Source organism: Streptomyces sp. S4.7 (assembly GCF_010384365.1).
In the GTDB taxonomy this organism is placed as follows: Bacteria; Actinomycetota; Actinomycetes; order Streptomycetales; family Streptomycetaceae; genus Streptomyces.
This window is the reverse complement of the sequence record NZ_CP048397.1, coordinates 2,507,223-2,532,379: the sequence shown is the minus strand read 5'-3', so window position 1 is coordinate 2,532,379 and position 25,157 is coordinate 2,507,223. Positions and strand designations below refer to the sequence as shown.

Annotated in this window: 20 protein-coding genes and 1 tRNA gene; 12 read left to right on the top strand and 9 right to left on the bottom strand. The window is 68.4% G+C overall.

Going from position 1 to position 25,157, the window contains the following annotated elements; genetic code table 11:
• Positions 1 to 28: 28 nt before the first annotated feature.
• The 4 genes from SSPS47_RS11080 to SSPS47_RS11065 all read right to left on the bottom strand — a co-directional run bounded on the left by SSPS47_RS11080 (position 29) and on the right by SSPS47_RS11065 (position 7,250).
• On the bottom strand, positions 29 to 2,953 hold the full coding sequence (locus tag SSPS47_RS11080) for a Z1 domain-containing protein (protein WP_164250678.1): 2,925 nt from the start codon (positions 2,951 to 2,953) through the stop codon (positions 29 to 31).
• Positions 2,954 to 2,966: 13 nt separating this feature from the next.
• Positions 2,967 to 4,502: an ATP-binding protein gene (locus SSPS47_RS11075; protein ID WP_164250676.1), complete on the bottom strand. Its 1,536-nt coding sequence runs from the start codon at positions 4,500 to 4,502 to the stop codon at positions 2,967 to 2,969.
• Positions 4,503 to 4,763: 261 nt separating this feature from the next.
• Positions 4,764 to 5,762: an SEC-C domain-containing protein gene (locus SSPS47_RS11070; protein ID WP_164250674.1), complete on the bottom strand. Its 999-nt coding sequence runs from the start codon at positions 5,760 to 5,762 to the stop codon at positions 4,764 to 4,766.
• An 87-nt stretch (positions 5,763 to 5,849) separates the two neighbouring features.
• Positions 5,850 to 7,250, bottom strand: coding sequence for an MFS transporter (locus tag SSPS47_RS11065; RefSeq protein ID WP_164250672.1), 1,401 nt, complete (start codon positions 7,248 to 7,250; stop codon positions 5,850 to 5,852).
• Positions 7,251 to 7,353: 103 nt separating this feature from the next.
• Between SSPS47_RS11065 and SSPS47_RS11060 the strand changes: the two genes are divergently transcribed.
• From SSPS47_RS11060 to SSPS47_RS11040, 5 genes are all read left to right on the top strand, one after another.
• The gene (locus SSPS47_RS11060) at positions 7,354 to 7,884 is read left to right on the top strand and encodes a helix-turn-helix domain-containing protein (protein WP_164250670.1); all 531 of its coding nucleotides are present in this window, start codon (positions 7,354 to 7,356) and stop codon (positions 7,882 to 7,884) included.
• 86 nt (positions 7,885 to 7,970) lie between these two features.
• On the top strand, positions 7,971 to 8,303 hold the full coding sequence (locus tag SSPS47_RS11055; protein ID WP_147875457.1) for a DUF6412 domain-containing protein: 333 nt from the start codon (positions 7,971 to 7,973) through the stop codon (positions 8,301 to 8,303).
• A gap of 127 nt (positions 8,304 to 8,430) precedes the next feature.
• Positions 8,431 to 9,192, top strand: a complete 762-nt coding sequence (locus SSPS47_RS11050) for a YidC/Oxa1 family membrane protein insertase (protein ID WP_164250669.1) — start codon at positions 8,431 to 8,433, stop codon at positions 9,190 to 9,192.
• 255 nt (positions 9,193 to 9,447) lie between these two features.
• Positions 9,448 to 10,305: a fumarylacetoacetate hydrolase family protein gene (locus SSPS47_RS11045; protein WP_164250668.1), complete on the top strand. Its 858-nt coding sequence runs from the start codon at positions 9,448 to 9,450 to the stop codon at positions 10,303 to 10,305.
• Between the two features lie 46 nt (positions 10,306 to 10,351).
• Positions 10,352 to 10,945: a DsbA family protein gene (locus SSPS47_RS11040; RefSeq protein WP_164250666.1), complete on the top strand. Its 594-nt coding sequence runs from the start codon at positions 10,352 to 10,354 to the stop codon at positions 10,943 to 10,945.
• Between the two features lie 59 nt (positions 10,946 to 11,004).
• Here SSPS47_RS11040 and SSPS47_RS11035 read toward each other — a convergent pair whose 3' ends face one another.
• Positions 11,005 to 11,496: a heme-degrading domain-containing protein gene (locus tag SSPS47_RS11035; protein WP_164250664.1), complete on the bottom strand. Its 492-nt coding sequence runs from the start codon at positions 11,494 to 11,496 to the stop codon at positions 11,005 to 11,007.
• Positions 11,493 to 12,593: a Gfo/Idh/MocA family oxidoreductase gene (locus tag SSPS47_RS11030; protein WP_164254508.1), complete on the bottom strand. Its 1,101-nt coding sequence runs from the start codon at positions 12,591 to 12,593 to the stop codon at positions 11,493 to 11,495. Before SSPS47_RS11030 ends, SSPS47_RS11035 begins: the two co-directional genes overlap by 4 nt.
• Positions 12,594 to 12,680: 87 nt before the next feature.
• Between SSPS47_RS11030 and SSPS47_RS11025 the strand changes: the two genes are divergently transcribed.
• The 7 genes from SSPS47_RS11025 to SSPS47_RS10995 all read left to right on the top strand — a co-directional run bounded on the left by SSPS47_RS11025 (position 12,681) and on the right by SSPS47_RS10995 (position 20,451).
• Complete coding sequence (locus SSPS47_RS11025) at positions 12,681 to 13,970, top strand: ROK family transcriptional regulator (protein WP_164250662.1); 1,290 nt, start codon at positions 12,681 to 12,683, stop codon at positions 13,968 to 13,970.
• Positions 13,971 to 14,229: 259 nt separating this feature from the next.
• On the top strand, positions 14,230 to 15,231 hold the full coding sequence (locus tag SSPS47_RS11020; RefSeq protein ID WP_164250660.1) for a hypothetical protein: 1,002 nt from the start codon (positions 14,230 to 14,232) through the stop codon (positions 15,229 to 15,231).
• Between the two features lie 260 nt (positions 15,232 to 15,491).
• Positions 15,492 to 16,589, top strand: a complete 1,098-nt coding sequence (locus tag SSPS47_RS11015) for a 2-aminoethylphosphonate ABC transporter substrate-binding protein (RefSeq protein ID WP_164250657.1) — start codon at positions 15,492 to 15,494, stop codon at positions 16,587 to 16,589.
• 161 nt (positions 16,590 to 16,750) lie between these two features.
• Positions 16,751 to 17,530, top strand: coding sequence for an HAD-IIA family hydrolase (locus SSPS47_RS11010; protein WP_164250655.1), 780 nt, complete (start codon positions 16,751 to 16,753; stop codon positions 17,528 to 17,530).
• A gap of 113 nt (positions 17,531 to 17,643) precedes the next feature.
• Positions 17,644 to 18,558 (top strand): hypothetical protein, encoded by a 915-nt coding sequence (locus SSPS47_RS35290; RefSeq protein WP_164250653.1) that lies wholly within the window; start codon positions 17,644 to 17,646, stop codon positions 18,556 to 18,558.
• 10 nt (positions 18,559 to 18,568) lie between these two features.
• Positions 18,569 to 19,237: a class F sortase gene (locus tag SSPS47_RS11000; protein ID WP_164250651.1), complete on the top strand. Its 669-nt coding sequence runs from the start codon at positions 18,569 to 18,571 to the stop codon at positions 19,235 to 19,237.
• Positions 19,238 to 19,431: 194 nt separating this feature from the next.
• Positions 19,432 to 20,451, top strand: a complete 1,020-nt coding sequence (locus SSPS47_RS10995) for a glycoside hydrolase family 6 protein (RefSeq protein ID WP_164250649.1) — start codon at positions 19,432 to 19,434, stop codon at positions 20,449 to 20,451.
• Between the two features lie 73 nt (positions 20,452 to 20,524).
• Here the strand turns inward: SSPS47_RS10995 and SSPS47_RS10990 are convergent, their stop codons facing one another.
• The 3 genes from SSPS47_RS10990 to SSPS47_RS10980 all read right to left on the bottom strand — a co-directional run bounded on the left by SSPS47_RS10990 (position 20,525) and on the right by SSPS47_RS10980 (position 25,036).
• Positions 20,525 to 22,477, bottom strand: a complete 1,953-nt coding sequence (locus SSPS47_RS10990; protein WP_164250647.1) for a kelch motif-containing protein — start codon at positions 22,475 to 22,477, stop codon at positions 20,525 to 20,527.
• Positions 22,474 to 24,468, bottom strand: coding sequence for a cellulose synthase catalytic subunit (locus SSPS47_RS10985; RefSeq protein ID WP_164250645.1), 1,995 nt, complete (start codon positions 24,466 to 24,468; stop codon positions 22,474 to 22,476). Before SSPS47_RS10985 ends, SSPS47_RS10990 begins: the two co-directional genes overlap by 4 nt.
• A gap of 494 nt (positions 24,469 to 24,962) precedes the next feature.
• Positions 24,963 to 25,036 (bottom strand) — tRNA-Lys (locus SSPS47_RS10980).
• Between the last annotated feature and the right edge of the window lie 121 nt (positions 25,037 to 25,157).

Sequence of the window (25,157 nt, the reverse complement as noted above, 5' to 3'; positions counted from 1 at the left end):
TAGACCACAGGGTCCGTTGCTACCCCGGTCAGGATGCTTCGACGATCGCCTTGTCGCGCCGGGTTTTGTCCTTCGTGCGGAACCGAACGAAGGGTACTGACTTCCCCGTCTGTCCGGCAGCGGGAATAAAGGCGGCAGCCATGACGACCTTGTCTGCGTCGATGCTGCCGTTGGTCACGAGAGCTGAGGGGGTACCCAGAGTTGAGTCAACTACGGGGTAGAGAAGGATGGCTCCCCGTCGGGGCCGATGGAGTTGAGTGGCCACCGGGTCGTCCTCGCTGAGCGGGTGCAGGCCGGCGATGCGCTCGGCTGACTGGCGATGGGACATGCCGGAAATGCGGTTGAAGATCCCCCGGGCGTTCCGTCCACGCTGCACGAGCGTTAGGGGCTGGGCCCCGAGGATTTTAGCCGTGATGCTGGAGGGTCCGGAGGTCTGCGGAACAAGCAGTGCCCAATCGTCAGTTGCGCAGCCAGCGTCACTGGAGTCCTTGAGATAAGCGAGGTGGGGCTGGAAGAGATCTGGTCGGCCCCATGTGAGACGGCTCATGATGTCCAGTAGCTTCTGGTGACTGAGGACTGCCGTCTTGGCTCGATAGGACGTGTTTGCCCGGCCCGCATCGGAGACAGTGACTAGGACAGTGAAGTCCGTACTCAGGGCCTTCAACGCCGGCAGCCACTCCTTAGTGTTGTCCTCAAGTTCGGAGCCCCTCGTTGGATACGCGGTCGGTTCCACCCATTGCCCTGGCGAACGCACCTCTACCAGCTCGGCGTTGAACATTTTGTTGCGGCTAGATGGCTTGAGTCCTGGCAAGTGCTGGGATACCAGAGGAGGGATCTCCGCAGGTCTCAATTGCTTCTCGCCATCAATCAGTTCGGCGTACATCGTCAACTGTGCACGGAAGTTCTCTTCATCACGACAGACGGCTTCGAAAGCTTCGTACAGATCTAGTGTCTTGTTCTTCGTCAGCGGCTCGGCGCGACCGATGTAGAGACGCACCAAGTCCCGGTATCCCGGCCGGAAGCCGAACCAGCGCCCCATCTGCATCAACGTGTCAGCCTGCCGCGTTGTCCGGCGGTAGTAGGTGACTGTCAGCCCCTCGACGGTGAATCCACGAGACAGCTTTGTGCCACCCACCAGGATTTTCCAGACGTGGGGTGTCCGGTCAAAATCCAGGTCCACCTGGGAGAAATAGCGGTCCGTGTCGCCGTTTACCACAATGACCGGGTTGCCTCCGCGGTTGATTCTCTGGCGGGCCTGGAAAACATATGGTTTGAGCTCGTCGTACGAGGAGGGTGCAGGTCCTGTGGCGGAGGAATGGACCTCGAAGTCTGAGTGGAGTAAGGCGGCAAGACGGGCGTGACCTTCGACTCCTGTGTAAGCGGCGTTGTGCCACATGGAGGTGATGCGCTGGGCCAGGTCCGCGTGATCGTCCTGCCTGACAGACTGGTGGACGAGCATGGTGTGATGGCGGAAGGGTTTGCTATCAATTCCATGGTCAGCACGGAAGAGTTTGAGAGCCCCGGCGAGCACATACGCATCCATAGCTTCTTGAAGGCGGTCGCCGGATTTGTCGACAATGTCACGGACGTGTGTCTCTTTGGCGATCCCGGAGGAGTCGAAGTCATGGAAGTCCTGAACTCCCATGTATCCAGCGGGACGCGGTAGCGAGATGAGGAAGTCACTCGGGAAAATATCCTCAGCATCACTCGGGTCGATGAACACGTTGGCGAAAGGGGTAGCGGTATATCCGACATACTGGGCGCGTGGCAGCAGCCCGAGTAGCTGCGAAATCAAGCCATTGATTGCCGTACGCGTAGTTCGGCCTGATTTCCATTTATCGGGATTTGATGTGTTAACCGATGCTTGGTCGGACTCATCATCGATGATCAGGACGGGTAGTTCATCGAACCGTCCGTGAAGTTGTTTGAGGTCTTTGACGAGATTGGTGAGTACTGATTTGTTCTTTTTTACGACCATGATGCGGGCATCCGCCTGATGCAGATTAGCCGGGTGGTATAGAGGCAAGTCGCGGCTGGCTTTCTGGACTTCCAGCATGCCAATGCCCTGGAATAGGCTCTTGTAGTCTCTGTCCCGAGTGGTAAGCCGTTCGATGTTAAATGCGTTTAGATCCGCCGGACGCTGTCCATGGGAAAGAAACGTGGGCCACTCTTCATCGTCGCCGATGTAGTCGATGCCCACGAGACTGTCCGGGTCGGCTGGATTAGCCCCGCGCAGGATGTTCTCCTGGCCGATGAGTTCCTTGTCCAGGCGGCGTTGAGTCTGTGCGCGCAGCAGATTAAGCGTGCCGCTGAGGATGATCACCAAGCGGTAGCCTGCGTCGATCGCCTTGGCCGTCACGCCGGTGAAGTTTGCCGTCTTGCCTGACTGTACGTAGCCCACGACCAGTCCCTTGGCCTGTCGCCTGGCCTCCTGCTCGGGATTCGTGAGCCGCTCCACCACTGCGCGACTGGCTTCGTCGAGTCCTGCGATCGCGGCTTCAGACCACCCTTTGGTGCGGAGCGCGCGCTCGTAGGCGTTCCAATAGAAGGCCTTTGATGCGGCACGCTCACGTGTGTACCACGGTGTGAAGTCAGAGCAGATGACGGCTGGGCGGGGCTCCTTGGAGACCTCAACGGTCTCGTTTAGTGCCGCCCGCAGTTCCGCGTCAAAGCCGAGCAGTCTGTATATGTCGGACCGTCGTTCACTGGTGCGTGCCGAGGCGGTTGACCACGTGGGCTGCTCTTCGAAGTCCCACTTGGTGAGCCTGCGGCTCCACAGCGCGCTAAGGCTCCCACCCAATTCGGCGAGGTGCTTGCGGAAAGCGTCTTCGGAGAGGTCAATGTCAGGGAAATCATCTTCGGCCACGAGGGCGGCCCACTTGGCGAAGGGCTTTGGGCCGCGAAGCATTCCAGTGAGGGCTGCCGTATGGATTTCCGTAAGCGCGTCAGTCATGGCAGATCGTCCTTCAGTTGGCGAAGCGGTCTCGCTGTGCCTCCACGGCGGCGATCAGGATCCTGTTCCAGTAATCGACCTGGTCGCTCCGCTTTTTCTCCCAGCGCGCGAAACTGAAAAGTTCTTCGAGCATCAAGTAGAGAAGCGTCTTCGTTATGGGGGCATCGTTTGAGCCGCCACGGCGTCCTGCATTAAAGGCGCTGCGGTACTGCTTGTTGAGCTGAATTACCCGGTTATCTCGGTCGAGTTCAAAGAATTTCTGGGCGGGCAGCGTAATCCAGCTGACCGTGATGGGGTCTTCGCCGGGTTTCGCTGACAGTTCTTCCTGGATGACTCGCCTGATCCTTGGATCAATTCCTTTTCCTGGTGGAATGACGGATTTGCGGGTCACTTCGGTTCGTGAAGATCCCTCACGATAGGCTGCTTGCGCATCTTTGAGGAAAGAAGAGAAGCTCCGCCCTTGATGGTCTGCGGCCTTTTCGATGCCACGGGCGAAAGCGGGGGTCGCGGTGACTCCCACCTTCTTCACGTCCAGGCTGAAGACGCTGTTGGGCTGAGAGGGTAAGTCAAGAGCGATCCGGGCCAGATTGAGGTGGGTGTCGCTACTTCCTCGCTGCCCGTTCCAGCCGCCTGCCTGCACCAGGCGATCGTTGCGGTAGAAGTAGAAACCCTGGCGTTCGGCGAGCGGCCCAATCATTTTGTACTCAGCACGCGGCGACTTGGCCGGCCAGATGTGGGCGGCCATCTTGAGGTGGCCAATTCCTTCAACGGGCGCGGTGAAGACGCGCGGGTATCCAGATTTTCCGGGCACTCGGTAGTTGAAAGGGTCGAGCGCCTCGACTGGGTTGTGATCCAGTTCCTCGCGAGTGTGGACATCCTCCACCACTATGTCAATGTTGAGATCGCCTCGGTCAAGAAACCGGTGCAGATAGAGCCCCAGGTGGGTTTCCAGTTTGTGCATCGCCTCAGAGAGGAACTGGTCAGTCTGACTGGCTTCGACCGTCTCGAACGCGCGCACCCGGTCCCAGCGAACGACGGTTCCATGCCATTGGATAAGGCCGTCATAGCGGTCGATCAGAGACTGGGCGTACTCAGGTGCAACGGTGTCGCAGCGGTAGCCGTCGGCAAGAGAAGCGGCAGTCAACTGGCGTCCGCCGGACCGGCTCGTCCTAGTCTTGCTGACGAGGGTGAGAGCGCCCGCGTGGGAGAGAGATGCTGCCTTCAGACCTGTGCCGTACATGCCGAGGGCGCCGGGGCCGTAGTCGCGCCGACGTCCCACCGTCATCGCGGCGTCCAGCTCCGCGTCGTTCATCCCTCGGCCGTCATCGACAATGAGCAGACTGAGCAGTCGGTCATCGTCCCGCAGGAAGTGGACGACGACATTACTCGCCCCCGCATCAAGGGAGTTGTCGATGAGGTCGGCGATGGCTACCTCGAAGCTGTACCCCTGGTTGGTCAGCGCGTTGGCATAGCCCGAGTCGGGAGGTAGCCGCTTGCTGCCGCTCGTTGGGACCTCGAACTGCCAGTCAGTAGACGGCTGGTAGGGCATGCAAGCTCCCTTGAACACAGAGTGCTTGGGCCTGCGTGGGGGAGGGTGCGGCCCGAATCGGCGGACGGAATGTGACCGTACTGCAAAGGAAGGACATAGGGGAATCCGTTCCTGAAAAGTGGTCAGTTGTGCGGGGTGGGGCCGACGCTGGGCGGAAGGTTCATCTACGTCTGGCCCCGCCATCCAGGCGTGCTCCGAGAGCGAATTCCGGGTCTCGAAACACGCCCGGTTTGGGCTGGGAGGCAATGAAAATGACGCGGACTAACCCACCCCGTGGCAATCCCTGTACGCCACCCCCGACCCGCACCAGCACGACGCGTTGCGGGCTGGGGGCCAGGCCGTGGCGCGGCCGCGGGCCGCGAGGGTGGTGGCGTACTGGGGGAGCAGGTTCGGGTCCGAGGGGGAGGTGCCCTCGGAGGCGGCGAAGGCCTCGTAGGAGGGGACCGTGCCCGTCACGATGCCCAGGTTCGGGGTGCCCCCGGCGGCCAGTTCGCGCAGGGAGGACTCCAGTTGGGCGAGGTGTGCCTCGCGGGAGGGGTACTCGGTGCGCAACTCGGGGTACGCCGTGAGGAGTTCCGTCAGTTCCGTGGCTGGCCAGTGCAGGACCGCGACCGGGAACGGGCGGGAGAGCGCCGAGCGGTACGAGCCCAACTCGGCCCGCAGGCGGGCGATCTCGGCCTGGAGTTCGGCCGGGTTGTCGGAGCCGAGGGCCCAGAGGCGTTTGGGGTCGTGCAGTTCGTCGAGGGGGACGGCCGTCTTGTTCACCTGGTCGCCGAGGGCGTCCCAGTCGTCGTGCTCCAGGCCCAGCAGCCGGCGCAGGCGGTGGCGGCCGAGGAGAAGGGAGCCCGCGGAGTACGGGACTTCCTCGCCCGGGGTCAGGAGCAGGTTCAGGGCCGTGGTGTAGGAGTCGTGGGCCGCTTCGAGTTCGTCGTGGGCCTCCAGCGTCTCCGCCACGATCTCCCAGGGCGCCGGCTCCAGCGGTTCGGCGATGCGCAGGCCCTCGATGATCGCGCGGGCCTCCGCCTCGTGGCCGTACTCCCACAGGTTCGCGGCCTTGAGCGCCTTCACCAGGTGGGGGTGGTCCGGGGCGCCGGTGAGGAGATCGTCGTAGAGGCCGGTGGCGCGGTCGCGGGCGCCGGCCAGTTCCAGGTGGGCCGCGGCCTGGAGCAGCAGGGGTTCGCGGTCCTCGGGGTACTGGGCCGCTGTGCGCAGCAGGCGCTCGGCTTCAGTGGTGTGGTCGGCAGGGATGTCGGGGCGCATGGTCCACACGGTACTGCTGTACGTCCGCCGGGGCCGAGTGTGTTCGGGACAGAGGCGGGGGAGGTCCCGTGGTAGGGACGCGGCGGCTCAGTTCCGCGCCTTCACGCCCTCCCGCAAAGCCAGTACGAGCACCGCCCCGAGCAACGTCACGCCCGCCGACACCAGGATCGCCAGGTCGGTGCCGTGCTCCGGGGTGTCCGCCGAGGTCGCCACCGCGATCATCAGGGCGACTCCCGCCGCCGAGCCGATGTAGCGGGCGGTGTTGTTCGCGCCCGAGCCCATCGCCGCGCGTTCCTGGGGCACGGACTCGACGGACAGGCGGGGCAGGGCGGCGTTCAGCAGGCCGCTGCCCACGCCCGCGACGAAGAGCCCCGGCAGCAGCCGCGCCCATGACCCGGCGCCGACCGCGCCCAGCATCGACAGGGCGCCCGCCGCGTGCAGGGCGAAGCCGAGCGCGAGCTGGTGGCGGGCGGCCACACGGCCCGCGAGACGGCGGGCCTGGAGGGCGACAAGGAAGGCCGTGCCCGACCAGAGCACGAACAGCCATGCCGCGCCCATCGGGGAGATGCCGAGCGTCCGCTGGAGCAGTGCGGGCAGGTAGCTGAACAGCCCGATCACGGCCAGCCCCGTGAACAGCGCTCCGGACGTCGCCGCCTGGAACGGCCGCCGGCCCACCAGCCGCGGCTCGATCAGCGGGGCGCCGCCGCGCCGTTCCACGGCGGCGAAGACGCCGGTCAGTACGGCGGCGGTCACCAGCAGCAGGACGACGGGCGTACGCAGCCATCCGTCGCGGCCCAGCGTCAGCGCGCTGAGCAGCGCGGTCATGGCCAGGCCCAGTACGACCGCGCCCGCCACGTCGGGGCGGCCACCGCGGGGCGCGCGGGATTCGCCGAGCGTACGGAAGGCGAGGACCGCGATGACGAGGGCGGCGGCGGCGAGTACGGCGTACGGCTGCTGCCAGCCGTACGTACCCAGCGCCCCGGCGAGCAGCGGCCCGGTGGCGATTCCCGCGCTGACGAACGCTCCCCAGACGCCGGTGGCCCTGATGCGGCCCGGCCCGGCCGGGAAGGCGTGCACCAGGAGTCCGAGGCTGCTGGCGATGATCGCGGCGCTGGAGGCGCCCTGTGCGATCCGGGCGAGGGTGAAGGTGAGTGTGGAGCCGGCGAGTGCGCCGAGTCCGGTGGTGAGCGCGAGGCCGAGGGTGCCCGCGAGGAAGAGTCTGCGGCGGCCGTAGTCGTCGGCGAGGCTGCCCGCGACGAGCAGCAGGGCCGCGAGGCCGAGCGGGGCGCCGTTGAGGAGCCATGCCTGCGCCGATGTCGCGGTGCCGAAGTCGGCGGTCAGATCGGGGAGCGCGAGCATCGGAACGGTGTAGTTCATGAGCGCGACGGTCGTGGCCGCGCTGGTGACGGCGAGCGTGGCCCCGGGGCGCCCGGTGCCGCGGGAGGCGGTGGCGGCGGCCGGGCTCGCGGTTATGGGCGAGGAGGGCATGGCGAGGCGCCACCTTTCAGGGTTCGGTGAATGAACTCAGGAATGGGTCGACGGTAACATGGTGAGTTCGTTCATTGAACCTTGATTTTGCTAAGGTGGGCCCATGGCCCTCGGCAAGGACTACTCCACGCAGCAGTGCTCCATCGCCCGCGCGCTGGAGGTCGTCGGCGAGCGCTGGACGCTGCTCGTCGTGCGCGACGCCTTCTACGGAGTGCGCCGCTACAACGACTTCCTCGTCCACCTCGGCGTCCCCCGCGCCGTCCTCGCCACCCGCCTCAAGAGCCTGGAGCAGGCCGGCGTCCTGGAGAAGCGGCGCTACCAGGAGTCGCCGCCGCGCGACGAGTACGTCCTGACCGAGCGCGGCCTCGCGCTCTGGCCCGTCCTGCGCTCCCTCGGGCTCTGGGGCCGCGAACACATCGAAGGTGTCCTGCCGATGCGGGTGTTCACGCACGCCGCGTGCGGTACCGAACTGGGCTCCTACGGCCAGTGCCCGGCCTGCGGGACGGCCGTACCGCCGCACGACGTGGAGATGCAGCCGGGACGCGGACTGGATCCGGACCCGGACAATCCGGTGAGCCGGGCGCTGCTCGCGCCCCGACGCCTGCTTCTGCCTGTCGAAACGGATCGTGTATAACGGCTGGAGGGCGCCGAAGCCCTGAGAGGCCCGCGGCACGCCATCCGGCACAGGACCCGGCACGGAAACGACGAGGGGAACAGGCCATGATCCGACGCGCCGTACGACGCGCCGTCCGGCTGCCCCGCCCCGCCGCACCGCTGTTCTTCCTGTTCTTCGGCCTCGCCCAGATCCTCCTCGTCGACGCCGGCAGCCTCTCCGCCGCCGTCGCCCTCGCCGCCACCGCCGCGGCCTCCACCGCGTTCGCCACCGCCGCCGTCATCTCGGCCCGGTGCGCGCCCGCCGTGCCGCCCACCCGGGTCCGTACGGCGATCCGCGACCGCGAGCAACGAACGGCGTTCCTGCCGCAGCGAGATCCCGACGCGCGAGGCCGCACCAGGCCACGAGCGCCCGGTCGTCCCCTCCTGACGACCGCGTAGGGCCTTCGCCGACCCCACCTCCCGAGCGATCGGCCCCCACGCGGGTCGTCATGCCGAACCGCGCCGCGCCGCACCACCCGCGCCGCGCCTTCCTTCCGGCACGACGAGACCCTCGGAGGGCTCACCCATGTCCGTCTTCCTGTCCGGCTTCGCCTCCCTGGTCGGGCACTTCGCCGACCTGCTCCAGCCCCTCTTCCAGGGCGGAGCGACCGCCGCGGCGATCATCCTGTTCACCGCCTGTGTACGGCTCGCGGTCCACCCGCTCTCCCGGGCGGCGGCCCGTGGCCAGAAGGCCCGCACCAAGCTCTCGCCGCAGATCGCCGCCCTGCGCAAGAAGCACGCCAAGAACCCCGAACGCCTCCAGAAGGCGATCATGGAGCTGCACAAGAAGGAGCAGGTCTCCCCGCTCGCGGGCTGCCTGCCCAGCCTGCTCCAGATCCCCGCGTTCTTCCTGATGTACCACCTCTTCTCCAGCCGGGAGATCGGCGGCAGCCCGAACGAACTGCTTGGCCACTCCCTCGGCGCCGCGCCGCTCGGCGACCGCTGGAAGGACGCGCTCGCCGACGGCGGGATCTTCGGGGGAGCGGGCCTGGTGTACGTCGCGCTCTTCGTGATCGTCGTGGCCGTCGCCACCTTCAACTACCGGCGTACGAAGCGCCAGATGGCCGCCATGCCGATGCCGACGGCCGGGGCGGACGGGCAGCAGATGCCAGGCATGGGTGCCATGACCAAGCTGATGCCGCTGATGTCCTTCGCGACGCTCATCACAGTGGGCGTGGTGCCGCTGGCAGCCGCGCTGTACGTCGTGACGAGCACCACATGGTCCGCGGTCGAACGGGCCTTCCTGTACCGGGACGCCCCGGCGGGCGCGCTGGCCACCGCGGCGTGACGCGGGCGCGGACCGGAGGCCATCCGACGAGGCGCGGCGGTCGCCGTGACGAGGCGGGCAGGCGGGCAGGCGGGCGGGCAGGCGGGCGGGCGGGCGACGGCCGCTGTGGCGGGGCGGTCGTGGTCCAGGGTGTGAACGGGGTCTTGCGGAGTGATCGGATGTCTTGGAGGATCAGCCGATCCGCCGATGGCCGCGACCCGTCGGCGGGCCCCCGCTCGACCAGGTCGATCCGCTCGACCAGAGGGAGAACAGACCATGAAGCTGCTGCGTGTCGGTACGGCGGGCGCGGAGCGCCCCGCACTGCTCGACCAGGACGGAACCCTCAGGGACCTGTCCGGACTCGTCACTGACATCGACGGCGCACTGCTCGCCGACGAGGCCGCGCTCGACCGGATCCGGGCCGCCGCCGCGTCCGGCGAGCTGCCCGTCGTCGACCCGGCCGGACTGCGCACCGGACCACCGGTCGGCCGGATCGGCAAGATCGTGTGCATCGGGCTGAACTACCACGACCACGCGCGCGAGACGGGCGCGGACATCCCGACCGAGCCGATCATCTTCTTCAAGGCGCCGGACACCGTCGTCGGCCCGGACGACACCGTCCTCGTACCGCGCAAGAGCGTCAAGACGGACTGGGAGGTGGAGCTGGCCGTCGTCATCGGCCGCACCGCCCGCTACCTGGAGTCCAGGGAGGAGGCCCTGACGCATGTCGCGGGCTACGCCGTCTCCCACGACGTCTCCGAGCGCGAGTTCCAGATCGAGCGCGGCGGCCAGTGGGACAAGGGCAAGAACTGCGAGACGTTCAACCCGCTGGGCCCCTGGCTCGTGACCGCCGACGAGGTGCCCGACCCGCAGGCGCTGTCGCTCAGGCTGTCCGTCAACGGGGAGCGGAAGCAGAATGGCACGACGGCCGAGCAGATCTTCCCGGTGGCCGAAGTGGTGCGCTATGTCAGCCAGTTCATGACGCTGTACCCCGGTGACGTCATCAACACCGGTACGCCGGCGGGCGTCGCGCTCGGGCAGCCGGAGCCGAAGCCGTACCTGCGGGCCGGGGACGTCGTCGAGCTGGAGATCGGGGGCCTGGGGCGCCAGCGACAGGAACTCAAGGACGCGTAACCCGGCGGGACTTGGGCGGGGTCGGACCGACGGGAGGGAGCACCCGATGGTCACGGAGCGACGGACCGTCGACTTCTGGTTCGACCCCGCGTGCCCGCTCAGCCGGGTCACCGCGACGTGGATCACCGCCGTCGCCGGACAGCGCCCGGTCGACATCCGCTGGCGCGTGATGAGCCTCTCGGTGCTGAACGAGGGCAGGGACGTCGACCCCGAGGGCGACGAGGAGGGGTACCTCTGGATCCCCGCCAGCGTCTGCGCCGCGATCCAGACGGCGTACGGGCACACGGCGCTCGGGAGGTTCTACGACGCGCTGTGGACCGCCGAGGACGGCGGGCGGCGGGAGTGGATCGGTGATCTCGTCGAGGCCCTGGGCGCCGCCGGGCTGCCGGTGGCACTGGCCGAGGCGGGCCCGACCACCGACCACGACGCTGCGCTCAGGGCCTCGCACGACGAAGCGATGGGCCTCGTCGTCGGAGAGGTGGGTACGCCGGTCCTCGCCGTCACCCACCCCTCCGGCTCCCGGCACGCGTTCTTCGGCCCGGTCGTCACGGAGACGCCGGGCCCCGAGGACGCGCTGCGGCTGTGGGACGGCACGCTCCTCGTCGCGAGCGTGCCGGGCTTCCGCGAGATCAAGACCTGAACGAGCTCCGGGAGAACGCGGGTCGGCGGTGCGGGTCTGTGGTGCGGGTCGGCGGTGCGTCAGCTCCCGGACTCCGCCAGCGTCCGCTCCAGGGCCTGCACCACCAGCGCGTGGTCCTCCTCCTGAGGGAGCCCCGAGACCGTCACCGTGCCGACAACTCCCGCGCCCCGCACCGTGATCGGGAACGAGCCGCCGTGGGCCGCGTACCGGTCCGGGTCCAGGCGCGAGGAGTCCTCGAACGTGGTGCCCTTGGCGCGGAAGCGCGTACCGACCAGGAACGAACTCTCGCCGTACCGCTCGACCACCCGCCGCTTGCGGTCGATCCAGGCGTCGTTGTCCGCCGACGAGCCCGGCAGCGCGCAGCGGAACAGCTGCTGGGCGCCCCGGCGGATGTCGATCGCGACCGGCGCCTCGCGCTCACGCGACAGCTCGACCAGCAGGCTGCCGAGCGCCCACGCGTCGTCGTACGTGAAGTGCGGCAGGACCAACCGGGCGTCCTGCGCCTCCAGTTCGGCCACCGTCGGGAAGGGACGGTCCTGGGTCGCCGTCATGACGAGGCTCCGATCGCGACCGTGACACCCTCGCGGGCGGAGCGGCGCGCCGCCTCCAGGACGTCGAGCGCCGCGGCTGCCTCGTGCGCCGTCACCGGCGGCGGCGCACCCTCGCGCAGTGCTCGCGCGACCCCCGCGTAGAAGGCCGGGTAGTCGCCGGGCGTGTTCTCCACCGGGTGGCCGCCACCCGTCGCCGGGGACTCGCCGGCCCCGATACGGCCCCACAGCGACTCGGGCTCCAGACCCCAGTTCCCGGCGGAATCCGGGGTGTTGGGACGCCTGCCGCCGCGCAGATCGGCCTCCTGCGGGTCGAGACCGTACTTCACATAGCCCGCCTTCGAGCCCAGTACCCGGAAGCGCGGGCCGAGTTGGGCCGTGGTGGCGCTGACGTACAGATGCGAGCGCACACCGCTCGTGTGCGTGAGCGCGATGAAGGTGTCGTCGTCGGCCGCGGCACCGGGCCTGCGTACGTCGGACTCCGCGTACACCAGCGCCGCCGGACCGAACAGCACCAGCGCCTGGTCCACGACATGGCTGCCCAGGTCGTAGAGCAGCCCTCCGATCTCTTCCGGCACCCCCGACTCACGCCAGCCGCCCTTGGTCTGTGGCCGCCACCGCTCGAACCGCGATTCGAAGCGCTGTACGTCGCCCAGCTCGCCGCCCGCGACGAGGCGGGCGAGAGTGAGGAAGTCGTTGTCCCAGCGGCGGTTCTGGAAGACGGAGAGCAGCAGGCCGCGCTCCTCGGCGAGAGCGGCGAGTTCGCGCGCCTCGGCGGCGGTACCGGCGATCGGCTTGTCCACCACGACCGGCAGGCCCGCCTTCAGGGCGGCGGTCGCGATCGGGACGTGCGTCTTGTTCGGCGACGCGATCACGACCAGGTCCAGCTCGTCCGCGCGCTCCCAGAGCTCGTCCGGCGACACCGCGAAGCGGACGCCGGGGAACTCGGCGCGCGCCTGCGCCTGGCGCTCCGGGTTCGAGGTGACGACCGTGTCGAGGACCAGGTCCTCGGTCGCGGAGATCAGCGGGGCGTGGAAGACGGAGCCCGCGAGGCCGTAGCCCACGAGTGCGACGCGCTGAGGGGTGCCGGTGCCAGTCATGCGTTCCACTTAAGCAACGGTGTTGCCATAGTGCAAGCGCCGGGAACAATGACACCGTGGGCAACAGTGGTGACAGTGGAGACAGCGATGTCGGACAGTGACGGCGGACGGGGGAGCGCGGGGGTGGAGGCGGGTGTGGGTGCGGATGCGGGCGCGGAGACCGGGTGTGCGGAAGCCGGGGCGGATGTGGAAGCGGGCGCGGGTGTACCGGCGGGTATCCGTACCGGCGTGAACCCGAGCCCGCAGACCGGTGCGAACCTGCCGTCGCTGCGCAGCCACAACTCCGCGCTGGTGCTGGACCTGCTCCGTACGGCGGGGGAGGGCGGTATCAGCCGCCTCGAACTCGCCGAATCCACCGGTCTCACCCCCCAGGCGGTCAGCAAGATCACGGCCAGGCTCCGTACGGAGGGGCTGGCGGCCGGCGTCGGCCAGCGGGCGTCCACCGGCGGCAAACCCCGGACCGTCCTGTGCCTCGTCCCCTCCGCCGCGCACGCGGTGGGCCTGCACCTGGACCGCGACGAGCTGACGGCCGTCGTGGTCGACCTGGCGGGCACCCCGGTCGCGGTCCGTACGGCACCGTTCGACCTGGGGGCCGCGGCGGCCGAGGTCGTCGAGACCGCGGCGGGGCAGGTGGAGTCGGTACGGGCGGAGGCGGAGCGCGTCACGGAGACTCCCGGCGCGGCGAGTCCGGGGCGGCTGCTGGGCGTGGGTGTCGCCCTGCCGGGCCCGCTCGACCACGCGACAGGAGTACTGGGGCGCGTCACCGGCTTTCCCCGCTGGGACGGCTTTCCGCTGCGCGAGACGCTCGCCGACCGCCTCGGCCTGCCGGTGGTCCTGGACAAGGACACCAACGCCGCCGCGCTCGGGCTCGCGCTGCGGGGGCCCGGCGACTCGTTCGCGTACCTCCACCTCGGTACGGGTCTGGGCGCGGGCCTCGTACTGGGCGGCGCGCTCTACCGGGGCGACCGTACGGGGGCGGGTGAGTTCGGGCACCAGGTGATCCAGCTCGACGGGCCGCCGTGCGACTGCGGGAACCGCGGCTGCATCGAGGCGCTCTGCATGGCGGCGGTCGCGCGCGGCGACCTGGCGGAGGCGGCGCGGGTGCTCGGCGCCGGGGCGGCGAATCTCGTCGGGCTCCTGGACATCGACCGGGTGCTGCTGGGTGGGCGCGCGGTCGCGGCGGCGGAGGAGCGCTTCGTGTCGGGAGTCGGGGCGGTGCTGGAGGAGCGGGCGCGGGGGCCTGTGGTGCCGGTGGGGATGGCTGACGGCGGCGTGCATTCGGTGGCGGAGGGGGCGGCGCAGTTGGTGCTGGCGCCGGTGTTCGGTCACGCGCGGGTATTTGGGCGGGGGCGGGGGCGGGTGTCGGTGGGGGGCTAGGTGTATTGACCTGGAGGGTTGTTGACGCGGGTGATGGGTGGTTTGCCTCCGAGTGCGGTGTGGCAGCGGGGGTGGCTGTGCCGGGTGGGGGTGGCGGTGCGTGGTGGATCAGGGGGGCGGCAGTGGGGCCGTTGGGGTGGGGTTGTGTGATTTTCGGGTCGGAGGTGGATGTGGCTTCACGAGCCGGCCGCCGGACCGTGGCAGCGTCGGGGGTGTCCTCCATGCCCGACCGCTTCGCGATCAGCAAAGGCACCCACCCATGCGATCCATGCGACTGCGTCCCGTCCTCGTCACCGCCGTCACCGCAGTCATCGGGGCGGCCGGTGTCACCGCCGGCACCATCGTGCCCCCGTTGCTGCCCGCGGCGACCGCGACCGCCGCCGTATCGAACGAGGACGAGGACGAGGACGGGAACACGGATGCGGATGCGGATGCGGATGCGGGCGACGGGGCGGGGCCCGGGGCCGACCGGCAGCCGAGTTGCGGCAGGGCGTCCGATCCGGACTTTCCCATCGACACACGCATCCACGGCGGCCCGGACGAGTACCTCCCCGGCGGCCCGCCGCAGACCTGGTCCATCGATCTCACCAACAGCACCGCCGAGGCGTGCCACAACATCCACCCGGTCATCGTTCTCAGCGACCGGCACCGGTCCCTCACCGCGGCTCAGGTCCGGCTCCAGCTCACCGACGACAAGGGCCGCTGGCGGACCATGTCGCTGGAGAAGTCCGACGAGGACGAGACCATCGCCGTCCTCGAAGGCGGCTTCCCCGGCTTCGCGGTCCCGGGCCGACAGACCGTCACCGTGCGCGCGAGGCTTGCCTTCACGGCCGCCGCCGTGTCCAACAGCGTCGTGGCGAACACGGCGACGGTGCAGCGGCGCGGCGGTGACGGCGACTGGGTGGGGGAGTCGAACGACTACCGCTTCTCCGTACGCGGTACGGGCCCGCGCCAAGACCACCGCTCGGACCCCGGCACGGACTCCGGCTCAGACCCCGGCACCAGCACCAGCACCGGCGACCCCAGCGCCGGCCCCCGCCACGAGGGCGGGAAGGAACCCGGCACCGGTGAACCGCGCGGCACCACTGCCCCCGCCCCCAACTCCGAAGGCCGCAAGGACTCTTCACTGCCGCTGGGCATCGGCGCACTCGCCGACACCGGCTCCGGCTCCCTCGCCGGCCCCGCGATCGCCGCCGTCGTATTCGTCGTCGCCGGCGCCGCACTGATCGTCGGCCTCCGCCGCCCGCGCAAGCGCCGCTGACCCTGTCCTGATCCGTGCGCGGGCGCAGTCAGGGCGTGCGGCGAGCGGTACTCTCATGCTCGTCCTGGGCCTGAACGAAGCGATTCTGGAGTCCGACCATCCCCGCGACCCACGAAGTCGCGTGCGTGGTCCTCGACATCGCCATCTCCGCGGGTCCCCATGTGATCTACGGGTGGTGAGCGGGCGTGTCGGTGCACAGAGGTACGGGACGCAGCCCGTCCCCGTCCCGAGCCGCCCCCCGCTAGGAGATACGAGCCGTCATGCCCCGCAACGCCCTCAACTCCCGCAACGCCCTCACCTCTCGAAGCTGTCGCAGACCCCTCACGGCCGTCGTCGGCAGCCTCGCCCTGACCGCCTCGCTCGCCGGGTGCGGCGACGGCTCGGTCGCCTCCGGCGAGAAGGTCGTCACCGTCTACAGCGCCGACGGGCTCAAGGGCGTCGACGGCGACGGCTGGTACGACGAGGTCTTCGCCGACTTCGAGAAGGACACCGGCATCAAGGTGAAGTACGAGGAGGGCGGTTCCGGCGAGATGGCGGACCGGGTGGACAGCGAGAAGAACGACACCCGCGCCGATCTCATCATCGTCCTGCCGCCGTACATCCAACTGGTCGAGCACAAGGGGCTGTTGGCGTCGTACGACCCCAAGGGCTCGGACCGGGTGCACGGTTCGGGCAAGTCCGTCGACAACAGATGGACGTCGGTCGTGAACAACTACTTCGGCTTCATATACAACAAGAAGGAACTGACGGAACCTCCGGCCACCTGGGAGGAGTTGCTGGACCCCGAGTACAAGGACAAGCTCCAGTACTCGACCCCGGGAGTCGCGGGCGACGGCACGGGCCTCCTCATCAAGGCCATGAACGACTTCGGCGGCGAGAAGCCGGCGATGGAGTACCTGCGGAAGCTCGAAGAGAACAACGTCGGCCCCACCCCCTCCACCTTCAAGCTCGCGCCCAAGGTCGACAAGGGCGAGCTCCTCGTCGCGAACGGCGACGTACAGACCAATTTCGAGCAGTCCAAGAGCCTGTCGAACATCGCCATCTGGTTCCCGGCGAAGGAGGGCGGCAAGCCGACCACGTTCGCCATGTACTACGGAGCCGGCGTCGTGGCGGACGCCCCGCACAGCGCGAACGGCAAGAGGCTGCTCGACTACATGCTGACCGAGAAGGCACAGAGACAGGTCAGCGGTATCGGCGGCGGCTTCCCCGCCCGTACGGACATCAGACCCACCGACGAGAACGCCATCGAACTGGCCAGGCTGATCGACGGTGTCACTCTCTTCGAACCCAACTGGGAGAAGATCGAGTCCGGCCTCGACGGGTACGTCGACGCCTGGAAGACCGCCACCGGCAACTGAGGGGCGCGGCCGCACGGACGGCCGGCCTTCTGAAGACCACTCTCCGACCGTGCCTCCCGGGGCCCGCGATCATCGGCACCTGATTAGGCTGGAGGCGCCGGGCGGTACGGAGCAGTGCCCGCGGCGCCACCAGCACACTGCGTACGGCAGGAGTCCGTCACATGTCAGATCGCAAGCCGATCGAGTCCTGGCTCACCGACATGGACGGTGTCCTCGTCCACGAAGGCATCCCCATCCCCGGTGCCGAAGCCTTCATCAAGCGGCTGCGGGACTCCGGCAAGCCCTTCCTCGTCCTCACCAACAACTCGATCTACACCCCGCGCGACCTCCAGGCCCGGCTGTCCCGGATGGGTCTCGCCGTGCCCGTGGACAACATCTGGACCTCCGCGCTCGCGACCGCCAAGTTCCTGGACGTCCAGCGTCCCGGCGGCACCGCGTACGTCATCGGCGAGGCCGGCCTCACGACCGCGCTGCACGACATCGGCTACATCCTCACCGACCACGACCCGGATTATGTGGTGCTCGGCGAGACGCGCACGTACAGCTTCGAATCCCTCACCAAGGCGATCCGGCTGATCAACGACGGCGCCCGCTTCATCTGCACCAATCCCGACGAGACGGGCCCGTCGGCCGAGGGGCCGCTGCCCGCCGCCGGTTCCGTCGCCGCCCTGATCACCAAGGCGACCGGCAAGGCCCCGTACTTCGCGGGCAAGCCGAATCCGCTGATGATGCGGACCGGGCTGAACGCCATCGGCGCGCACTCCGAGACCAGCGCGATGATTGGCGACCGGATGGACACCGACGTCCTGGCGGGGCTGGAGGCCGGTATGGAGACCTTCCTGGTACTGACCGGTCTGACAAAGCCGGACGATGTCGACCGCTATCCGTTCCGGCCCTCCACGATCGTCGACTCGATCGCCGATCTGGTGGATTTGATCTGACCGGATCTGACTGAATATCCGCAGGTCACAGCTGTATACGACGGTTCTCCGGGCTCGCTGCGGATGCGGGATCCGGCCGGACGGGTGAGGCTTCCTTCGTCAGGAGGTTCACGATGCGTTCAGGCTTGCTCACACTCCGTGCCGCAGGGCTGGTCGCCGCCGTGGTGGCGGTCCCCGTCCTCGCTACCACCGCCGCCGACGCCCATGACTCCGTGAAGGCGACGGTCACGCCGTCCCCCGTGCGCCCCGGCGCCGAGGTGAAGATCAAGGTCACAGGCTGCGAGAACCCCCGCGCGGGGGCGGCGCGGTCCGACGTCTTCGTCGCCGACTCCGAACTCGGAGCCCGCCGGGGCGGCGACCGGAAGTCGCCGCTCCAGGGCGAGGCGAAGGTCAAGTCGTCGGCGAAGGACGGCAGGTACGCGGTCGATGTCTGGTGCGACGGGCACGAGCACGGGCGTGCGGCGGTCTTCGAGGTGGACCACGACCCGAAGCCCTCCGCCAAGCCGGAAACCAAGTCCTCCGCCAAGCCCTCCGCCAGGACGTCGGCCTCGGCCTCCGCGAAACCCAAGCCGAAGCCGAAGCCCAAGGCATCGGCCTCCATCACGGCCTCCGAAAAGCCGGAGACCAAGCCCAAGCCCGAGTCCAGGACTTCGGCCACGGCCAAGGCCTCCGCCAAGCCCGAAGCGAAGCTTCGGCCCACCTCGGCCAGGCCCTCCGCCAAGCCGGAGACCAAGCCCGAGTCCAAGCCCGAGTCCAAGCCGAAGCCCGCTCCGACCGACCGGCAGCCCCTGGCCTCCCAGCCCCGGTCCCCCGGGGCACACGCCGACCCCGGCGAGCACCACGCCTCGCCCGTAGCGCCGGTCCGGGCGGGTGGTGGCGGGCGGACGATCAGTACGGCCGCCGCCGACGAGGCCGGCCCCAGCACCCCGCACACCGTGATCGGTCTCGTCCTCGCCGGCGTCGCCGCCGTGGCCGTGGCCATCCGCAGCGCGCGCCGGAAGCGTTCCGCCGCGCGGGACTCCGACTGAGACGGCTGAGATGTCCGAAACCGACCGCCGGACGGGATCCGGCCGACTGCTGACCGGGGTCGCCCTCGCCTCCCTGCTGCTCGGCCTCTGGGGCTGGGGCCACGACGCCGTCGTCGGCACCTCCGGTCCCATGACCGGCGACATCGCCGCCGTCGGCCGGCCGACGGGGGAGCGCCCGGTGGCCCGCGACCCGCTGGAGCCCGCCGATCCGCGCCGCGTGGACGTCCCCTCCGTCGGCATACAGGCGCCGGTCGTCTCGCGCGGCCTGGACGTGACGGGGGCGGTCGAGCCGCCGCCGTACGAGGAATCGGGGACCGTCGGCTGGTACGGCGGTGGCGCCCGGCCAGGCGCCACGGGCACCGCGCTCCTCGTCGGCCACGTCGACACCCGGACCGAACCGGCCGTCTTCTACGACCTGAGCGCGGCCCGGCCCGGCGAGAAGGTCCGGGTCACCAGGTCCGACGGTTCGGTCGCCGAGTTCACCATCGACGACGTACGGGTCTACTCGCGGGAGAGGTTCGACGCGCGGAAGGTGTACGGCCCCCACGAGGCGGACCGTGCCGAACTGCGGCTGATCACCTGCGGCGGGACCTTCGACCGCGAGAACCGTACGTACACGGCGAACGTGGTGGTCTCGGCGTACCTCACCGATGTGGAAGAGGCGCGTCACGATGGCTGATCCGGTATCGGCGGAGCCTGTCCGGCGCCCCGCTGTCACAGCTCGCACACGAACGCGAACGGGCGGCCGTACGGCTCCGGGCCGTGTGCCAGGATGGATTCGACCGGTCTTGTCCGGGCAGGCGGGCGGCAGGCAGGGCAGGAGCGGGGCGCCTGGGGGGGCGGCTCCGACGAACAGGCACCGAGGGGGAGTGGATGTACGGCAGTAATTCCGGTCGCGGTCTTCGAGTGACGGCGTGCGCGGCGGCCGCGGGAGCGGCACTGCTCGTCGCGGGCTGTTCCTCGGGCGGTGGGGACAAGGGCGAGAAGAACCCGGCCACGAGCCAGCAGCCCAAGGCGACCGATCCGTACTGGGTCAACCCCGACGGCAACGCGGCCAAGCAGGTCGCCGACTACACGAAGGACGGCGACGACGAGAACGCCGGCCTGATCAAGAAGATCGCCTCACAGCCCGTCGGCGAGTGGGTCGGCCCGGACAACCCCGAGCAGGAGGCCCGCGGTTACACGGAAGCCGCCGCGAAGGCCGACCGGGACGCCCTGCTGGTCCTCTACAACGTCCCGCACCGCGACTGCGGCCAGTTCTCCAAGGGCGGCGCGGCGGACGGCAACGCTTACCGGGACTGGGTCGACAAGGTCGCCAAGGGCATCGGCGACCGGCGGGCCACGGTCGTCCTGGAGCCGGACGCGCTGCTGCACCTGGTGGACGGGTGCACGCCCGAGGAGTTCCACGAGGAGCGGTACGACCTGCTGAAGGGCGCCATCGAACGGCTCAAGCAGCAGCCGGCCACCACGGTCTACCTGGACGCGGGGAACGCCGGCTGGCAGTCGCCGGACGCGCTCTTCGAGCCGCTCCAGTGGGCGGGCATCGACAAGGCGGACGGCTTCTCGGTCAACGTCTCCAACTTCTTCCCGACCGACGTGAGCCAGGAGTTCGGCAAGAAGCTGTCGGCGAAGGTCGGCAACAAGCCGTTCGTGATCGACACCAGCCGCAACGGCAACGGCCCCTACACGGAGGGCGATCCGGGCGAGAACTGGTGCAACCCGCCGGGCCGCGCGCTCGGTGAGCCGCCGACCACGAAGACCGGTGACCCGCTGGTGAAGGCGTATCTGTGGGTCAAGCGCCCGGGGGAGTCGGACGGCGACTGCAAGGGCGGGCCCAAGGCCGGCGACTGGTATCCGGAGTACGCCCTGGAACTGGCGCGCAACGCGAGGTAGAAGGCGGCGACCGAACGACGAGGCCCCCGGCGTGAGCCGGGGGCCTCTGTATTAGCCGTGCGTACCCGCCGGGTTACGGGACCTCGACCCACTTGCCCTCGGACGGTGTCCCCTTGTCGTCCGTCACGAAGAGCATGTACCAACCGGCGGGCACCAGCGCCTTGTTCTTCGGCACCGTCACCTCGACCCCGTCCGCCGTCTTCTCCATGTCCAGTGCGATCGAGCGCTGTTCGACATCGGTGACATGCGTGACGGCGCTCGGCCGCAGCAGCTTCGCGGACTTGAGCGACGCGGCGTCCCCGGTCTTGAAGACCCCGGACTCGCCGTGCTCGATCCGCTCCGGTCCGTCCGTCAGCGCCGGCTTGGAGTCCCGGAAGAGGTACGGCGGGGTGTAGATCTCGATGCGCTGCTCGAAGACGCCCGGCTTGGTGTTCGCCTTGTCGGCGTAGAGCGAGTCGGAGCCGAAGATCATGACGCGCCCGTCGGGCAGCAGGAGCGAGCCCGAGTGGTAGTTGCGGCCGACCTGGGGATCGGCGACGCGCTTGTACTCGCCCGCCTTCGGGTCGTACATCCGCGCTTCGAGGATGTTGGAGCCGCTGCGGCCCCGGTAGTCCTCGGCGCCGCCCGTGACCAGCACCGAGTCGTCCGGCATCAGCGTCGCGCTCGGGTAGCGGGTGCCCTTGTCGAGCGCGGCGCCGTCCTTGAACTCCGGCTTGTCCGCCTTGAGATCGACCAGCCGGGACTTCTCGCTGGACTTCTCGGACTCGCCCACGCCACCGCCGCCGATGACCATGAACTTCTGGTCCTGCGCGGGCGGCAGCATGACGGTCGCGGACGTCTCCATCGTGTCCGCGTCGCTCAGTCCGGGGATGTTCTGGAACTTGTTGGTGTCCAGGTCCCAGATGCCGGGCTTGCGGCCGACGTCGGCGGGGCCGTATCCGGCGTTGGAGCCGCTGTAGAACAGCTTGCCGTTGTCCATCAGGAAGATCGCCGGGTAGGTGGGGAACTTCCTGATGATCCCCGTGTACTCCCACTCCTTGGTCTCGGGGTCGTAGATCTCGTCCTTGCCCGGGACGATCTGCCCGATCTCGTCGAGGCCCGACAGCGCGAGGACCTTGCCGTCCTCCAGCGTCGTGAGTGTGGGATACCAGCGGGCCTCGTTCATCGGGTCCACTTTGATGTACTTCTCGGCGACCGGGTCGAACTCGAAGGCGTCCTTGATGCCTTGGAAGTCCTTCTTGTCGAGCGCGAGCTTCTGCGCGATGCCGTAGACATTACGGGCGTCGGTGCCCTTCATGCCCTGCACCCGGTAATTGTCCTCGGTGCCGGTCTCGTACTTCTTCCCGCTCTTCCTCGCCTCGACATAGATACGGCCGAGGCCGGGCTCGGTCCGCAGGAAGGCCCCCGTCGCCGGGTCGAATATCTTCTTCGCCTTCTCGACCAGCACCGGGTCCTTGGACTCGAAGGTCTTGCCGTTCTTCTTCCCGGTGAACATCGTGCCCGCCGGCAGCGTCATCGGCTTGTCGGGGTCCTCGTTGTGGACCACCATCAGGCCGCCGGCCTTGGTGGCGTCGCCCTTGAGCTTCTCGTAGCGCTTCGTACCGCCCGCCACCAGCAGCTTGCCGTCCGGCAGCTGGGTGTGCCCGGCGCAGAACATGTCCTTGGGCGTCGGGATCATCTTGAAGTCGTTCGTCGCCGGATCCCAGAGGACCGACTCGAACTTGTTCGCGTCGAAGTTCTTCTGGTTGTTCCCCGACCCGGCTATCAGCAGCACCTTGCCGGTGTGCAGAAGCGACGCGTGAATCGAATTGATCTTGAATTTCGCCGGGATGTCGAGAAAGTCCCAGTGGCCGTTCGCGGCCTTGTACTCGGGCCGGTTGATCTTGTAATCGTGGTACTGCTCCGAGCCGAACCGCCACATCGCCGGCCCGTTCATCCCGGCCACCACGACGACCACCGCGGCGCCTATCGCCAAGCGGCGGGCCCGGTTCTTGCGGTGGTTCGGCCGGACGGGAAGCGCGCTCATTGCTTAGGTCCCCCAAGGGAAATCTGTATGGTCTGGTCGAGGGCCCCGGGGGGCGTCTGCTGCGAAACCTGCGAGGCCTGGGAGGTCTGGGGAGCGCCCGGGACCTGGGGGGACCGATGAGCCGGCCCGGAGGCCGCCGGGGCTCCCGGAGGCGTACCCCCGCCGCCGCCCCGGTGAGCCCCGTGCTTCCGGCGCTTCTTCTTCTCCGCGCGCATGCCCAGACGCCAGACGATGATCGGTGAGGCCGTGATCAGCAGCGCCAGCGAGGCCCAGGTGATCATCGCCGGATGGTCGTGTCCGAAGAAGAAGGACGAGACCAGCGATCCGGCGAAGACGAGAATGAAGAACAGATGGATCCGGAACGTCCCGAACAGGGTGTCCGGACTGGACGAGTCACCCTTGGGCGTCACCACGAAGCCGCTCTTGCGCCGCAGTGCGGCGTCGAGCAGCGAGCGCGCGTAGATCGGCGCGGAGAGCGCGGACATCGCCATGCCCGCGAGACCGCCGGACCCCTCGGGCTCGTGCGGCGAGACGTTGTGCCGCCGGTTCCAGATGTAGAGGCCGATCTGGAGGGCCGACGCGTTGCCGTACAGCATCATCCAGATCGCCGGGTCGATCTGCACACCCGAGGCGCCCATGCCCAGGAACAGCGCACAACTCAGCGCCGCCAGGATCCAGTTGAGCGCCGACATCGGGTAGAAGATGATCATCATCGTGTAGTTGAAGAGCTTGCCGGGCGGCAGCGTGGTGTAACCCCGCCAGTACTGCTTGAGGATCGTCTCGTACGTGCCCCGCGACCAGCGCAGCTGCTGGGTGAAGAAGTCCGTCCAGGCGGTCGGGCCCTCACCGACGGCGAGGACGTCCGGGGTGTACACGGAACGCCACTTCTCGCCCGTCTGCGGGTTCTTGGCGCGGTGCATCTCGAAGCCCGTCGCCATGTCCTCGGTGATCGAGTCGTACAGCCCGCCGATCTGCTTGAGCGCCGAGATGCGTACGGCGTTGCTCGTGCCGACGAACATGGGCGAGCCGTAGCGGTTGCCCGCGCGCTGGATCAGGGCGTGGAAGAGGAACTGCTGCGACTCGGCCGCCTTGGTGACGAACGTGTCGTAGTTGCCGTAGACCTGCGGGCCGATGACGAAGCCGACGTCCGGGTCACGGAAGTAACCGAGCATCCGCTCCAGGTAGTTGGCCATCGGGACGTGGTCGGTGTCGACGGACGCGAAGAAGTCGTAGTCGTCTCCGTGCGCGTCGAGCCAGGCGTTGTAGTTGCCGTGCTTGGTCTTCGCGCGGTGCGCGCCCTTGGCCTGGTTCCACTTCGCCACGCCCTTGCGGGAGAAGTGGTGGACTCCGAGCCGGGCGCAGACCTCCTTGACGGCGGGGTCGTCGCCCTCGTCGAGGAGCCAGACGTGCAGCAGCCCGCGGTGCCGGATCCTGACCGCGGCCTCCAGCGTCTTCGTCACCATTTCGAGGGGCTCCTTGCCCGGCACGAAGGAGGTGAGGAAGGCGACGCGGGTGCCGCTCGCGGGTACGACGGGGACCGGGTCACGGGCCACCAGCGTCGCGTGCGCGTTGGACAGCACGTTCATCGTGCGGAACAGCTCGATCAGTCCGATCGAGACCAGCATCACGATGTCGAGGACGAGCAGCGTGTCGTTCTTCAGGTTCGGGTCGCGCTCGGTCCAGTGCTGCGGCTGCATCAGCCAGGCGAAGAGTCCGAGGGAGAGGAGCGGGGCGGCGCCGAGCAGCAGGGCGGCCCGGATCCGGTGCGGCTCCTGCGAGAGCAGCGAGCGGTACTGCACCTTGTACGGCTTGTTCGGGTCCGGCTGGGTGAGCGGCCCGGCGAGCCGGCTGTAGTGCTCGTAGTCGTACTTGGGCAGTTCGGCCTTGGGCCGGAGGCGGGCCCTGGCATTCCTGAGCTGCGAGGGAACCCGGAGCTGAGTGGTCCGGGACGCGTCGTTGTTCGGCCGCTCGCCGTTCGGCGTCGACGTCATCAGTCATCCCCCCGCACGCATGCTGGCTGCGTGATTGGTCGGTCGGTTCGTCCGGAGAGGGCCCCCGCAGACCACCCGTCCCGGACATGTCGGTGGCGGGCCACCGGTGGAGGCCCGCATGGTCGCGCGCCGCCCTCAGTACAGACACGCATCGGGACCTTCCGGTTGCATGACGCCGTTTGCGGCATCGGCCCGTGAACGGGACCCCCACCCCGCTCGGTATGCAAACCGGAGCAAACTCTTCAGGTGCCCCAACTGTGAGGAACGCGTGCTTCCTTGGGCGCTTCGGCTTCAGGATAGATTCTACGACCCCAGCCATGATCGCAAGAGTGAAAGATACTACTTGAGCGTCATATGCCCCCATTGGGGGTCTGTTGGAGGCGGAGCTGTGGCCGGACTGTGAAGTTGCCGCGGAGACCGCCCGGTCAGGGGTGGTGGTCAGACGGAACGACTGAGGCCCCCTCGTGCGATGACGAGGGGGCCTCAGCCCTGCGTGCGCCGCCAGGGACTCGAACCCCGGACCCGCTGATTAAGAGTCAGCTGCTCTAACCAACTGAGCTAGCGGCGCCTGCTGACCTGGAGAACTCTACCCGACGCTCCGGAGTGCTCCCGACCATTTGATGAGCGATGTGGCCTGTCGGATGGTCGTTTTTTACCTTTGATCCGTCAAAGTGTGATTAGTCGGGTCC